Here is a 12,864-nt window from a genome sequence, read left to right as displayed (position 1 = left end):
ACTCAAATTATTAATTAGTAGACTGTTTTTCAGTTTACTTGCACTCGTTAGTGGCTTCAAGCGGTTGCGTGTGTTTTAAAATGTTCCAGAACCTTTCATCAGCAACAATTTCACCATTTTCATCGAGCTCAGGGTACGGTAGCTCTTTTTCGCGACATTGTTCGGCAATGATAGGGTGGCAGCCTTCAAACAAGATGCGGTGCTTAATTTTCGCATCAAGCATATCGCGGTTGTAAAGTCCGGCTTCTTCACGTTGGCGCTGTGCTTCAAATAGAATAAGTGCAGCAGCAACAGATACATTAAGAGATTGCACCATTCCTTGCATTGGGATAATGATATTTTTATCAGCATGAGCGAGGGCGCGTGGTGAAATACCATCACGTTCTTGGCCAACAATAACAGCCGTCGGTTTGGTGTAATCAATTTCACGAAAGTCGACTGCGTCGTCGCTGAGATGAGTAGCTAAAATTTGTACTTCAGGATTTTGTGCACGCATCATGGCAACAGCTTCATCGATATTACGATGCAAGTGAGTTTCGAGCCAGTTTTTACTACCACCTGAGGTATTGTTAGTTAACCATTTTTGATTCTCTGGCCATACAGCATGAACATGATGGCAGCCCGTCGCGTCAGCTGTGCGGGCAATGGCTGATAAATTATGATGCTTATGTACTTCTTCTAAACAAACCGTTAGGTCCGTTTGGCGGCGGTCTAACACGCGCTTAACACGCTCAAAGCGAGTTGTATCCATAGTTGTGTGCTCGTTGACGGATTCTAATTGGCGCTGATTATACCCTAGGGAACAACAGCACGGCTAATAGGGTTTTGTAATGAGATCAGCGTTTCTGTTGATTGAATAGCTTCGATGGCTTGTATTTTGTTAATTAACACATCTTGTAGATGATCAATTGAGCGTGTCATCACTTTGATAAATATACTGTAATTACCCGTGGTGTAATAGGCTTCGACAACCTCTTCTAGTTCTTTTAAATGCAGTAAAGTTTGTGGGTAATCACGGGCATTGTTGAGGTTAATACCAATAAAACAGCAAACATCGTAACCAAGCTGTTTGGCATCAATACTGACTTGGGTGCCAGTAATAATTCCAGCCTGTTTCATCTTTTCGACCCGAACATGAATAGTTCCGGCACTTACTGCAAAGCGTTTAGCGAGTTCTGCATACGCTGTTCGCGCATTTTCCATTAACGCATTAAGGATGTTTTTATCGAGATTATCGATTTGATAATTTTCCATAGTATTTTTTAGTGTTAATTATTGAATCAATAAATTTTATAGCATTATTTTTATGAAAATTTCAATGTTAAGTTCTTTTTATTGCGGGTTGTTGAAAATTATCTTTGTTTAGTTGAGGATTGTTTTAACAGGAGGGGCCAAGCAGCGGGTTTCTCTAATTAAGCAAGTAACAATAACTGGGAATGAGGCCAATTATTATGAGTTCACACTACCTGCAGCAACAGCAGCAAATTAGTAAAGTAAAACAGTTTTTTTCAAGCCAATTAGAACAACAATTAGGGTTAGTTGAAGTACAAGCGCCGATCTTGGCAAAAGTAGGCGATGGTATTCAAGATAACTTAAGCGGTACTGAAAATGCTGTATCGGTAGCAGTGAAAACAATTCCGGGTAGCCAATTTGAAGTAGTCCATTCATTAGCTAAGTGGAAACGCAAAACCTTGGCTGATTACGATTTTTCGGTAGGTGAGGGGCTCTATACGCACATGAAGGCGCTTCGCCCTGATGAAGAATCTTTAAGCCCAATTCACTCGGTATATGTTGACCAATGGGACTGGGAAAAAGTGATTTGCGAGAGTACAGAGCGTACCTTAGACAAGTTAAAAGAAACCGTGACATCACTTTATCAGGCGATTAAAGCAACAGAACGCTTTGTCGCAAGCGAGTTTGATTTAACGCCGTTTTTGCCAGAGCAAATCACCTTTGTACACAGTGAACAGCTACGTCAGATGTATCCTGACTTTACAGCGAAACAACGTGAAAAAGCGGTAGCACAAGAATACGGTGCGGTATTTTTAATTGGTATAGGCGGCACACTTGCAGATGGCAAAATTCATGACGTACGAGCACCGGATTATGACGATTGGTCAACACAAACCTGTAGTAAATTTGCAGGCTTAAACGGTGATATTTTAGTTTGGAACCCAGTACTTGAAGATGCATTTGAAATCTCTTCAATGGGCATTCGTGTAAGTCCTGATGCCTTAGCTACTCAATTAGCGATTACAGGCGACCAAGCTCGCCTAGAGTTTGATTGGCATAAACAGCTACTGGCGAAGAAGTTTCCGCAAACAATAGGTGGTGGAATTGGTCAATCACGACTCGCTATGTTGTTGTTACAAAAACAGCATATCGGGCAAGTACAAGTTGGTGTTTGGCCTGAGCAGCTAAAACAGCAAGTGGAAGGAATTCTTTAAATTAAGATTTAATGACCCTGGTAAAAAGAGGCTTTAAGCCTCTTTTTTATTAACTGGTTTTAAACTCTACCTCAACCTTGTTTTCTTCAAGCTTTACCTTACACGGTGGGTATTGGCGGTTAGTGAGTAATACTTTTTCGAAAATGTGAATTTCGACCCCTGAATGCAGTTTTTTATTAACGACCAACTGCGCATCTTCCAGTAAATCATGCAGGTGATGCTCTAAGCTAGAGAGCTTTTTCTCAAGCATTTCAGCTTGCTCGCAATAGTGCATTTGTGTGGCACCAATCTTTGCGAGTAACTGTTTTTTCTTTTCGGCGTCTTTTACTTGATCTGCTTTTTCGATAGCTGATTGTAATGTATCAAGTTGCGCATCTGTTTGTGCTAAGTCTTTTAAGCACTGATCTGTTTGCGCGGTGACATCAGCACCCGAAGTTGCTAAGTGAATGACCATTTTAGCACCCGATTCATTGCCGATTTCGCCGGCAATTAACATTTGTGCGTCTAAGATTTCTCCGCCGAATAGCTTGCCTTGCGGATTATCTTCTTGGCCTATTTGCAGTAGCTTAGTGGCTTTCATTATGCAATGGCTAGCTTGGCGTTCAATAAGAATATTATTGGCTTCAAGGTAGCAGTATTGACCATGTGATAAGTGAATATCACCTTGGCTGATAATATTACACGACAGTTTTTTATCTTCGAGCTGGTGGCCAATTACACCTTGTTTTATAGTGATATCGCCAGCTGCTGATAAATGACCAGACTCCACTGTGCCCATAACTGTGATATCGCCTTTGGCATTAATGCGCATGCCTGGTTCAACGTTATGAGTCACAATAACGCTACCTTCAAAATCTACGTGACCACTTTTTACGTTTACATCGGCAATAGTAAAAATATCATCGACACGCATACCGTTGGCAATATCAACGGGTACGCCAGCGATCACAGAAATTAGCTCAAGCGGGTTGTTCTTAGATATCTCAGTCCCTTCACCGGCCACTAATGTACTGTTTTCCCCCGGTTTAGCGGGTAGTACATCACCAGTAACGGTAAAGCCTTCTTTGCCAGGAGTAGCAGGAATTTGTTTGATGAGTAATACACCAGGTTCGACACTGGCGAGCTTACCAAAGTCACGCATATCGGCCGTGCCGTCTTCACGTAGCTTAGGTTTTTTTAAGCGATCTTTTAATGTCTCAACCTGTGGTACAAATTTGGATGGCTGGCCATCAATCGGTAACCGGCCTTTTGCGAGCACACCTTTAGCAACTTCACCCGCAGGTAACTCAAACTGTTGTTGTAATAACTTTTCTAAGAAAGCTTGCTTATAACCGCGGGCAACACCTGCTTTGATAAGCTCTTTTTTAGCATCGTCAAGCGTCATGACTTTGCCACCTTCAGCTAAAGTCAGCTCGCCTGTAGCCATCATTTTATCATCACTCAGGGTGACAACTAGGCTCGCATCATGTTTAGAGGCAACAACAAGCATGCGCTCATTTGAGTCGCTTTTAAAGAAATTATTGATAGCTTCATGATCCACTCTGCATTCGCAAAATGGTGACTTTTCTAATGCTTCGATAATAAACGCAGCACTAGGAGGCGAGTTTTCATGAACATCTAATAAAACGTTGCCGTTGTGAGCGAGCTTAAACACCTGGAGATCCTTTTTTACTACATTAGCTAAAGGTTTTACTTGTTATAACAACAGAGTGCTAGAGATTTGCTATTGAGTCAAGAATTTCGGTTGAGGGAAGTAATAACTTTTTCTAAAAAAGTGCCAGCAACTTTGCGTTGCTGGCAGGGCTGATTAGTTTGTTGAAGGTAGCTCCATGATACCGTCAATTTCAACTTGAACACCTTTTGGTAGCGCACGTACGCCAATTGCGGCACGTGCAGGGTATGGTTGCTTAAAGTACTGGCTCATCACTTCGTTAACAATCGCAAAGTTAGATAGGTCAGTTAAAAAGATATTCACTTTTACCATGTCTTGAATTTGACCGCCAGCAGCTTGGCAAACAGCTGTTAGGTTTTTGAATACTTGGTGAGTTTGCTCAGTAAAGTCTTCAGAGATCACTTCCATTGTTTCTGGTACAAGTGGAATTTGACCTGATAAATAAACTGCCGTGCCTACTTTAACTGCTTGGCTATAAGTACCGATTGCTGCTGGTGCATTATCAGTAGAAATAAAAGATTTGTTCATGATTATCCTTGTTACTTTTTACGATAGACTCTTTGCACATCAGGCATAACGCGAATGCGGCGCATAATGTTAGCAACATGAACGCGGTTTTTAACCGTGATGCCTAAATCTATCATGTATAAATTACTTTCTTTTTCGTCAGTTGCTATTTCAACAATATTGGCTTGGGTTGAGGCAACAACATTGGTTAATTTAGCCAGCGCACCTTGGTGATTGATAATCTCAATACGAAGGGCTGCAATATATTCTTTCTCTGGGTTATCGTCCCATTTTACAACTAGGTATTTTGAACGCTCTTTTTCCCAACCACGAATGTTTTTACATTCTTGGCGGTGAACAGTAAGGCCTTTACCTTGGCTGATATAAGCTGTAATAGCATCACCTGGGACTGGTCGGCAGCATTTAGAGTAATTAACTAACATGCCTTCAGTACCGATGATGGTCGCTTTTGCTTTTTGTGCTAGGTCGTCTAGGTCGTCTGCATCAACTTGCATCAAACGTTTTGCTATAAGCACACTCATTAGATTGCCTGAGCCTATTTCGACTAATAGCTCAAGTACGGTATTTAGTTCATGCTCTTGAAGTACACGGCGAATGTTTTCATCTGGAATATCATCGAGTTTGGTTTCACCAAGTGCTGAGTCTAGTAAACGTCGACCGAGCAGCATGGCTTCTTCATGCTGTTGGCTCTTCAGGTAATTGCGAATACCTAAACGTGCTTTACCTGTTACAACAAAGTTTAACCAAGTTGCATTAGGGTGCGCTCCAGAGCTGGTAATGATTTCGACTGTTTGCCCTGTATCAAGTGCTTTGCTTAGTGGGTGAGGTTTACGGTTAACGCGTGCACCTACACAGGTATTACCTACATCAGTATGAACTGCATAAGCAAAGTCGACTGCTGTCGCACCCATAGGTAGCTCAACGATACGACCATCAGGGGTGAAAACATAGATCTCTTCAGGGAATAGCTCTGTTTTAACGTTTTCAACAAACTCAAATGATGAGCCCGCACTTTGCTGAAGCTCCAGTAAGCTTTGCATCCATTGGCGAGCACGTTGTTGTGCTGTATGGCCTGCGCTATCACCGGCTTTTTTATACATCCAGTGAGCAGCCACCCCTTTATCTGCCATATGATCCATATCGTGGGTACGAATTTGAATCTCAACAGGAATACCATGAGGGCCAACTAATGAGGTATGAAGCGACTGATAACCGTTGGTTTTTGGTACAGCAATATAATCTTTAAAACGGGTTTCGATTGGTTTGTAAAGGTTATGAGCAACACCTAATACGCGATAACAGGTATCCATATTATCAACATTGATACGGAACGCGTAGATATCCATCACTTCGTTAAACGACAGCTCTTTATTAAGCATTTTTTTGTAAATGCTATAAAGGTGCTTTTCGCGACCAGATATAGTTGCTTCGATGCCAGACTCTTCTAAACGCGCTTCAATTTCAGTCTTAATATTACTGATAACTTCTTTACGGTTACCACGTGCTTTGACTACTTCTGATCTTAATGCGCGATGACGCATCGGGTATAACGCTTGAAAGCCTAAATCTTCTAATTCATTTTTAATATCATGAATACCAAGGCGGTTCGCAATTGGCGCATAAATCTCTAGGGTTTCACGGGCAATACGACGGCGTTTGTCAGGACGCAGTGCGCCTAAAGTACGCATGTTGTGAGTGCGGTCAGCCAGTTTAATTAAAATCACGCGAATATCTTGAGTCATCGCCATGATCATTTTGCGGTAGTTTTCGGCTTGGAATTCTTTTTTATCTTTAAAGCTGAGTTTATCTAGCTTACTCACCCCTTCAACAAGCTCGGCAACCGTGTCGCCAAAAATTTCAGCTAAGTCTTGTTGGCTAAAGTCAGTGTCTTCAATCACGTCATGCATCAGGGCAGCCATCAGCGTTTCGTGGTCTAAGTGCATGCCGGCAAGTATTTGTGTCACTTCGACAGGGTGGGTGATATAAGGCTCGCCACTTGAGCGTGTTTGGCCTTCGTGGGCTTCGCGAGCGACCACGTATGCTTTTTGTACCAGCTCAATATCAGCAGGTGGTAAGTATTCGGATATTTTCTTTTTGAGGCCTTCGAATAGATACAAAGTCACACTCCAATGCGCAAATGAAGTAAATCGGTAACGGTATGAATAGAATATACGATGAAAAGAAGGGCTTGCCAACGGCTAGTGTAGAAATACTAGCCGTATAGCTAAATCAAAGCGGGGAGCTTGATTACTGGTTGCCACCTACGATAGCAGCCACAGCAGCCATTTCTGCTGCTTCTTGATGTTGTTGTTCTTCACGATCAATTACGTCCATAGAAGAGCTATCTACTAACCCTTTCTCAATTTCACGTAAAGCAATAACCGTTGGTTTGTCATTTTCAGCATCAACGAGTGGATCTTTACCACCAACCGCGATTTGGCGGGCACGACGAGCCGCAACTAAAATTAAGTCAAAACGATTACCAATTGCATCTACTGCATCTTCAACAGTTACGCGAGCCATCTTAGCACTCCAAATAAATTCTTAAGCAAAGGCGTAGTTTACTGTACCAAGTTAAATTCGCCAATAGCTTGTGGTTAATTTTTATCTTATTCTTAAAAAGTATTACTTAAGTAAGTTCTCTAATAACGCCTGATGGCGCACAGTTTGGCTTTTTAACGATAAACGTTTAGCCATAACGATAGTTTCGATTTCTGTAAGTGCAGTATCAAAGTCATCGTTAACCACAACATAATCATACTCATTATAGTGTGATGTTTCTGATTGTGCTTTTGCCATTCTTCCTGCTATTACTTCAGCTGAGTCTTGGCCACGGTTATTTAAGCGTGATTCAAGTTCTTCTTTTGATGGTGGAAGAATAAAGATAGTCTCAACATCATCAACTAATTTGCGGATTTGCTGAGCACCTTGCCAATCGATATCTAAAAATACGTCAATACCAGCTGCAAGTTGGCTTTCGATTGCTTGCTTAGACGTACCATAGTAGTTATCAAACACTTGCGCCCATTCAAAAAAGTCATTTTTCTCAATTAGCGCTTTGAACTCATCCACAGAAACAAAATGATAGTGCACACCGTTTTCTTCGCCCGGGCGAGGTGAGCGAGTAGTGTGCGAAACTGATACTTTCATATCGCTGTGTTTCTTTAGTAAAGCACCAATTAAGCTTGATTTACCAGCCCCTGATGGAGCTGACAAGATAAATAAATTTCCGCGAGTTTGCGCCATGATCTGTCTCTAATAAAAAATAAACAGGCTCGGACTATCGCTAATCCAAGCCTTTAATTAAACTATTGTACTTTATTTCACTAAAAGTGCTCAAGTTTGCCCGCTTTTAGACTTTCAAAACAAAAGACCCAGCAGGTGCTGGGTCTTGTAAAAATGCTGTAAAGTGCGTTTATTCAATATTCTGAATTTGTTCGCGCATCTGCTCGATTAACACTTTTAGCTCTACCGCAGCGTTTGTGATGTCACTGTTGATAGACTTTGACGCTAACGTGTTTGCTTCACGGTTAAACTCTTGCATCATAAAGTCTAGGCGTCGGCCACATGCGCCGCCTTTAGTTAAGATTTTTTTGGTTTCTTTAACATGCGACTTTAAGCGGTCAAGTTCTTCAGCAACATCTTGCTTTTGCGCAAGATAAATAAGCTCTTGCTCAAGGCGAGACTCATCGATGTCAGTTTTTAGTTCTTCAAGCTTTTGGTTTAGTTTTTCGCGCTGCCATTTAGCGATTTCAGGTAAGTGAGCTTCAACAATGGTTACTTGCTCTAAAATAGCATCAAGGCGAGTTGCTATCATTTCTTGTAAGTTTGCGCCTTCATCGCCGCGAGCTTGTTTAAAATCTTCAATTACTTGGTCAAACCCTGCAATTAGCGCAGTGTTTACGCTATCCATGTCGAGCTCTTCGGCTTCCATAACGCCAGGCCAACGTAAAATATCAACAGGGTTGATGTCACCATTGCTTTGGTTTTGCACCCATTGTGCGCTTTTTATTAATTGCTCAGCGAGTGATTCGTTAATTGTTAACTCACCAACATGCGCTGGATTTGCAGCAAACTTTAAGAAAACTTCAACCTTACCGCGTTGTAAATGTTTACGTAAACGCTCACGAATAACCGGTTCCATGCCACGAAATTGCTCAGGTGCGCGGATAAAAGTTTCAAGGTAACGTTGGTTTACTGAACGAATTTCCCAAGTGCCAGTGCCCCATTCGCCTTTAATTTCGCGGCGCGCATAAGCTGTCATGCTGTGGATCATGGATGATTTCCTAGTGTTATTAAATTTACAAAGTTGACTGATTATACCGAATCAGCTTTTAACCTCTAGCGTAAATTTTCTGAAATGTGATTTTCTGATGCAGTTAATTATGTAAATGAACATGGCATCTGGCACCACATCGACTTATAATGTGGCAAATTCAGAATTAAGGGGATCGTTAATGCGTCCAAGCGAAAGAACACCTAACCAAATTAGACCGGTTACATTTACACGTAATTACACTATGCATGCTGAAGGTTCAGTATTAGTAGAGTTTGGAAATACTAAAGTTTTGTGTACAGCAACTGTTGAAGCTGGTGTACCACGCTTTATGAAAGGCCAAGGTAAAGGTTGGGTTACGGCTGAATACGGTATGTTACCTCGTTCAACACATACTCGTAATGGTCGTGAAGCATCGCGCGGTAAGCAGGGCGGTCGTACTATGGAAATTCAACGCTTAATCGCACGAGCACTTCGTGCTGCGGTTGATTTAAAGGCGTTAGGTGAAAACACCATTACTATCGATTGTGATGTTATTCAAGCTGATGGCGGTACGCGTACAGCATCAATCAGTGGCGCATGCGTTGCATTAGTTGATGCGCTTACTTACATGCGTAGTAAAGGTATGATTAATTCAAACCCACTTAAGCATATGATTGCGGCAATTTCAGTTGGTGTATATAAAGGTCAACCAATTAGTGACCTTGAGTACCTAGAAGATTCTGAAGCCGAAACAGATATGAACGTGATCTTGACCGAAACTGGCAAAATCATCGAAATTCAAGGTACAGCTGAAGGCGAACCTTTCTCATTCGACGAACTTGATGAGCTACTTACATTAGCTAAGCACTCAATTCGTGAAATTATCGACGTTCAAAAGCAAGCATTAGCTTAATAAAGAAGTAGGTTTATTAGTTATGAAAGATTATCAAAAAGAGTTTATTGAATTCGCACTTGAAAAGCAGGTGCTAAAATTTGGTGAGTTTACTTTAAAGTCTGGCCGCACTAGTCCTTATTTCTTCAATGCTGGTTTATTTAATACCGGTCGTGACCTTGCACGCTTGGGTCGCTTTTATGCCGCGGCACTTGAAGATTCGGGCATTGATTACGATGTATTATTCGGCCCTGCTTATAAAGGTATTCCAATCGCAACAACGACAGCAGTTGCTTTAGCTGATCATCACGACAAAGATGTACCATATTGTTTTAACCGTAAAGAGAAAAAAGCACACGGTGAAGGTGGTACATTAGTAGGTTCTGAACTTAAAGGTAAGATCATGTTAGTTGATGACGTGATCACTGCGGGTACAGCTATTCGTGAATCTATGGAAATCATTGCAGAAAATGGTGCAGACTTAAGTGGTGTTTTAATTGCACTTGACCGCCAAGAGAAAGGTAAAGCTGAGTTATCTGCTATTCAAGAAGTAGAGCGCGACTTCGGCACTAAAGTTATCTCGATTGTAAAACTAGCTGACTTAATTAGTTACCTAGAGGCGAAAGGCACAATGGATGAGCATTTAGCCGCAGTAAAAGCATACCGTGATCAATACGGCATTGCTTAACGCCTAGAAATGCGAATTTTTAAAAGCCCAGCTATATTGCTGGGTTTTTTTGTTTTTAGAGTATTGTACTTTTATGGCCTTAAATACGGTTAAAAAGTTATTGAAGCGTTAATAAAGTTTCTCTTTTGTGGTGTTTAGACTAAAAAGGATACAAAAGGCAGATTTTTTTAAGTTTTCTCAAAAAAGTGCTTGCGTTAATTCGCGGCATCCCTATAATGCGCATCCATCGACACGGCGGACTGCTTACAAACAAGCAAAACAACGAGTCGATTGAGTCAAGTAAAACTGAGTTTTGAAAAAATAAACTTTTCTCAAAATTAAGTGTTGACAAAAATAACGGCTTGCGTAGAATGCACAGCCCTTGAGACGCAAAAGTATCTCAAAACGTTCTTTAACAATATAAAGCAATCATCTGTGTGGGCACTCGTACAGATTGAGTTCTAACAGCAGATTCTAGTTCGCTAGATGACGCAAACAAATTTAGAGTCTCAATTGAACTGAGTGACCAACGGAAACAAGTTTACTTGTTTCAGCACAGTCAATTCGATATCGAAAGATATCAAAATTCAGAATTCATTGAGCATGTCCTTCGGGACAGAAAAAACTTTTAATTGAAGAGTTTGATCATGGCTCAGATTGAACGCTGGCGGCAGGCCTAACACATGCAAGTCGAGCGGAAACGAAGAGGTGCTTGCACCTCTGGCGTCGAGCGGCGGACGGGTGAGTAATGCTTGGGAATATGCCTTATGGTGGGGGACAACAGTTGGAAACGACTGCTAATACCGCATGATGTCTACGGATCAAAGTGGGGGACCTTCGGGCCTCACGCCATAAGATTAGCCCAAGTGGGATTAGCTAGTTGGTGAGGTAATGGCTCACCAAGGCGACGATCCCTAGCTGGTTTGAGAGGATGATCAGCCACACTGGGACTGAGACACGGCCCAGACTCCTACGGGAGGCAGCAGTGGGGAATATTGCACAATGGGCGCAAGCCTGATGCAGCCATGCCGCGTGTGTGAAGAAGGCCTTCGGGTTGTAAAGCACTTTCAGTAAGGAGGAAAGGTTAAGTGTTAATAGCACTTAGCTGTGACGTTACTTACAGAAGAAGCACCGGCTAACTCCGTGCCAGCAGCCGCGGTAATACGGAGGGTGCGAGCGTTAATCGGAATTACTGGGCGTAAAGCGTACGCAGGCGGTTTGTTAAGCGAGATGTGAAAGCCCCGGGCTCAACCTGGGAACTGCATTTCGAACTGGCAAACTAGAGTGTGATAGAGGGTGGTAGAATTTCAGGTGTAGCGGTGAAATGCGTAGAGATCTGAAGGAATACCGATGGCGAAGGCAGCCACCTGGGTCAACACTGACGCTCATGTACGAAAGCGTGGGGAGCAAACAGGATTAGATACCCTGGTAGTCCACGCCGTAAACGATGTCTACTAGAAGCTCGGCTCTTCGGAGTTGTTTTTCAAAGCTAACGCATTAAGTAGACCGCCTGGGGAGTACGGCCGCAAGGTTAAAACTCAAATGAATTGACGGGGGCCCGCACAAGCGGTGGAGCATGTGGTTTAATTCGATGCAACGCGAAGAACCTTACCTACACTTGACATACAGAGAACTTACCAGAGATGGTTTGGTGCCTTCGGGAACTCTGATACAGGTGCTGCATGGCTGTCGTCAGCTCGTGTTGTGAGATGTTGGGTTAAGTCCCGCAACGAGCGCAACCCCTATCCTTAGTTGCCAGCGATTCGGTCGGGAACTCTAAGGAGACTGCCGGTGATAAACCGGAGGAAGGTGGGGACGACGTCAAGTCATCATGGCCCTTACGTGTAGGGCTACACACGTGCTACAATGGCGCATACAGAGTGCTGCGAACCTGCGAGGGTAAGCGAATCACTTAAAGTGCGTCGTAGTCCGGATTGGAGTCTGCAACTCGACTCCATGAAGTCGGAATCGCTAGTAATCGCATATCAGAATGATGCGGTGAATACGTTCCCGGGCCTTGTACACACCGCCCGTCACACCATGGGAGTGGGTTGCTCCAGAAGTGGATAGTCTAACCTTCGGGAGGACGTTCACCACGGAGTGATTCATGACTGGGGTGAAGTCGTAACAAGGTAGCCCTAGGGGAACCTGGGGCTGGATCACCTCCTTATACGATTTAGAACTTATTTGTTCGTAGTGTCCACACAGATGATTGTTAGTTAGCTAAACCGCTTGGTTTAACTAATTAATATGCTCTTTAAAAATTTGGAAAGCTGATATTAAAATTCTTATAGATAACATTGTTATTTATAAAGAGTTTTCAAAAGTAAAAATATGCCATTAATCGAAAGATTAATTGGTATCTACTTTAGTATTCTCATCATTATTTGATGAATTAAC

11 protein-coding genes and 1 rRNA gene are annotated in these 12,864 nt (G+C 42.4%); 4 read left to right on the top strand and 8 right to left on the bottom strand.

Annotated elements, in window-relative coordinates; genetic code table 11:
- Window positions 1-34: 34 nt before the first annotated feature.
- Window positions 35-751, bottom strand: a complete 717-nt coding sequence (gene trmH, locus KQP93_RS14675; RefSeq protein WP_217875000.1) for a tRNA (guanosine(18)-2'-O)-methyltransferase TrmH — start codon at window positions 749-751, stop codon at window positions 35-37.
- Window positions 752-795: 44 nt separating this feature from the next.
- Window positions 796-1,254 carry a transcriptional regulator AsnC gene (asnC, locus tag KQP93_RS14670; RefSeq protein WP_217874999.1) on the bottom strand — a complete coding sequence of 153 codons (459 nt, stop codon included), beginning with the start codon at window positions 1,252-1,254 and terminating at the stop codon, window positions 796-798.
- 197 nt (window positions 1,255-1,451) lie between these two features.
- Between asnC and asnA the strand changes: the two genes are divergently transcribed.
- Window positions 1,452-2,447 (top strand): aspartate--ammonia ligase, encoded by a 996-nt coding sequence (gene asnA / locus KQP93_RS14665; RefSeq protein ID WP_054563419.1) that lies wholly within the window; start codon window positions 1,452-1,454, stop codon window positions 2,445-2,447.
- 49 nt (window positions 2,448-2,496) lie between these two features.
- Here the strand turns inward: asnA and KQP93_RS14660 are convergent, their stop codons facing one another.
- The 6 genes from KQP93_RS14660 to KQP93_RS14635 form a co-directional block, all read right to left on the bottom strand.
- On the bottom strand, window positions 2,497-4,101 hold the full coding sequence (locus tag KQP93_RS14660) for a DUF342 domain-containing protein (RefSeq protein ID WP_217874998.1): 1,605 nt from the start codon (window positions 4,099-4,101) through the stop codon (window positions 2,497-2,499).
- A 153-nt stretch (window positions 4,102-4,254) separates the two neighbouring features.
- Window positions 4,255-4,647 carry a RidA family protein gene (locus tag KQP93_RS14655; protein WP_054554223.1) on the bottom strand — a complete coding sequence of 131 codons (393 nt, stop codon included), beginning with the start codon at window positions 4,645-4,647 and terminating at the stop codon, window positions 4,255-4,257.
- A gap of 11 nt (window positions 4,648-4,658) precedes the next feature.
- Window positions 4,659-6,764, bottom strand: a complete 2,106-nt coding sequence (gene spoT / locus KQP93_RS14650; protein ID WP_055021901.1) for a bifunctional GTP diphosphokinase/guanosine-3',5'-bis pyrophosphate 3'-pyrophosphohydrolase — start codon at window positions 6,762-6,764, stop codon at window positions 4,659-4,661.
- 130 nt (window positions 6,765-6,894) lie between these two features.
- A complete protein-coding gene (gene rpoZ / locus KQP93_RS14645) occupies window positions 6,895-7,170 on the bottom strand; it encodes a DNA-directed RNA polymerase subunit omega (protein ID WP_058583782.1) in 276 nt (91 codons plus the stop codon).
- A 102-nt stretch (window positions 7,171-7,272) separates the two neighbouring features.
- A complete protein-coding gene (gene gmk / locus KQP93_RS14640; protein WP_054563423.1) occupies window positions 7,273-7,893 on the bottom strand; it encodes a guanylate kinase in 621 nt (206 codons plus the stop codon).
- A 169-nt stretch (window positions 7,894-8,062) separates the two neighbouring features.
- Entirely contained in the window at window positions 8,063-8,923 is an 861-nt protein-coding gene (locus KQP93_RS14635; RefSeq protein ID WP_217874997.1) for a YicC/YloC family endoribonuclease, read from the bottom strand.
- 181 nt (window positions 8,924-9,104) lie between these two features.
- On the opposite strand from KQP93_RS14635, the gene rph reads away from it, so the two are divergent.
- The 3 genes from rph (at window position 9,105) to KQP93_RS14620 (ending at window position 12,634) form a co-directional block, all read left to right on the top strand.
- Window positions 9,105-9,818: a ribonuclease PH gene (rph, locus tag KQP93_RS14630; RefSeq protein WP_054554228.1), complete on the top strand. Its 714-nt coding sequence runs from the start codon at window positions 9,105-9,107 to the stop codon at window positions 9,816-9,818.
- Between the two features lie 22 nt (window positions 9,819-9,840).
- Window positions 9,841-10,485 (top strand): orotate phosphoribosyltransferase, encoded by a 645-nt coding sequence (pyrE, locus tag KQP93_RS14625; protein ID WP_217874996.1) that lies wholly within the window; start codon window positions 9,841-9,843, stop codon window positions 10,483-10,485.
- Window positions 10,486-11,093: 608 nt separating this feature from the next.
- Window positions 11,094-12,634: ribosomal RNA gene (locus KQP93_RS14620) — 16S ribosomal RNA — on the top strand.
- Window positions 12,635-12,864 lie beyond the last annotated feature (230 nt).

Origin of the sequence: Pseudoalteromonas shioyasakiensis, from assembly GCF_019134595.1 — a bacterium.
In the GTDB taxonomy this organism is placed as follows: Bacteria; Pseudomonadota; Gammaproteobacteria; order Enterobacterales; family Alteromonadaceae; genus Pseudoalteromonas; species Pseudoalteromonas shioyasakiensis_A.
This window is presented reverse-complemented; position numbering and strand designations above follow the sequence as displayed.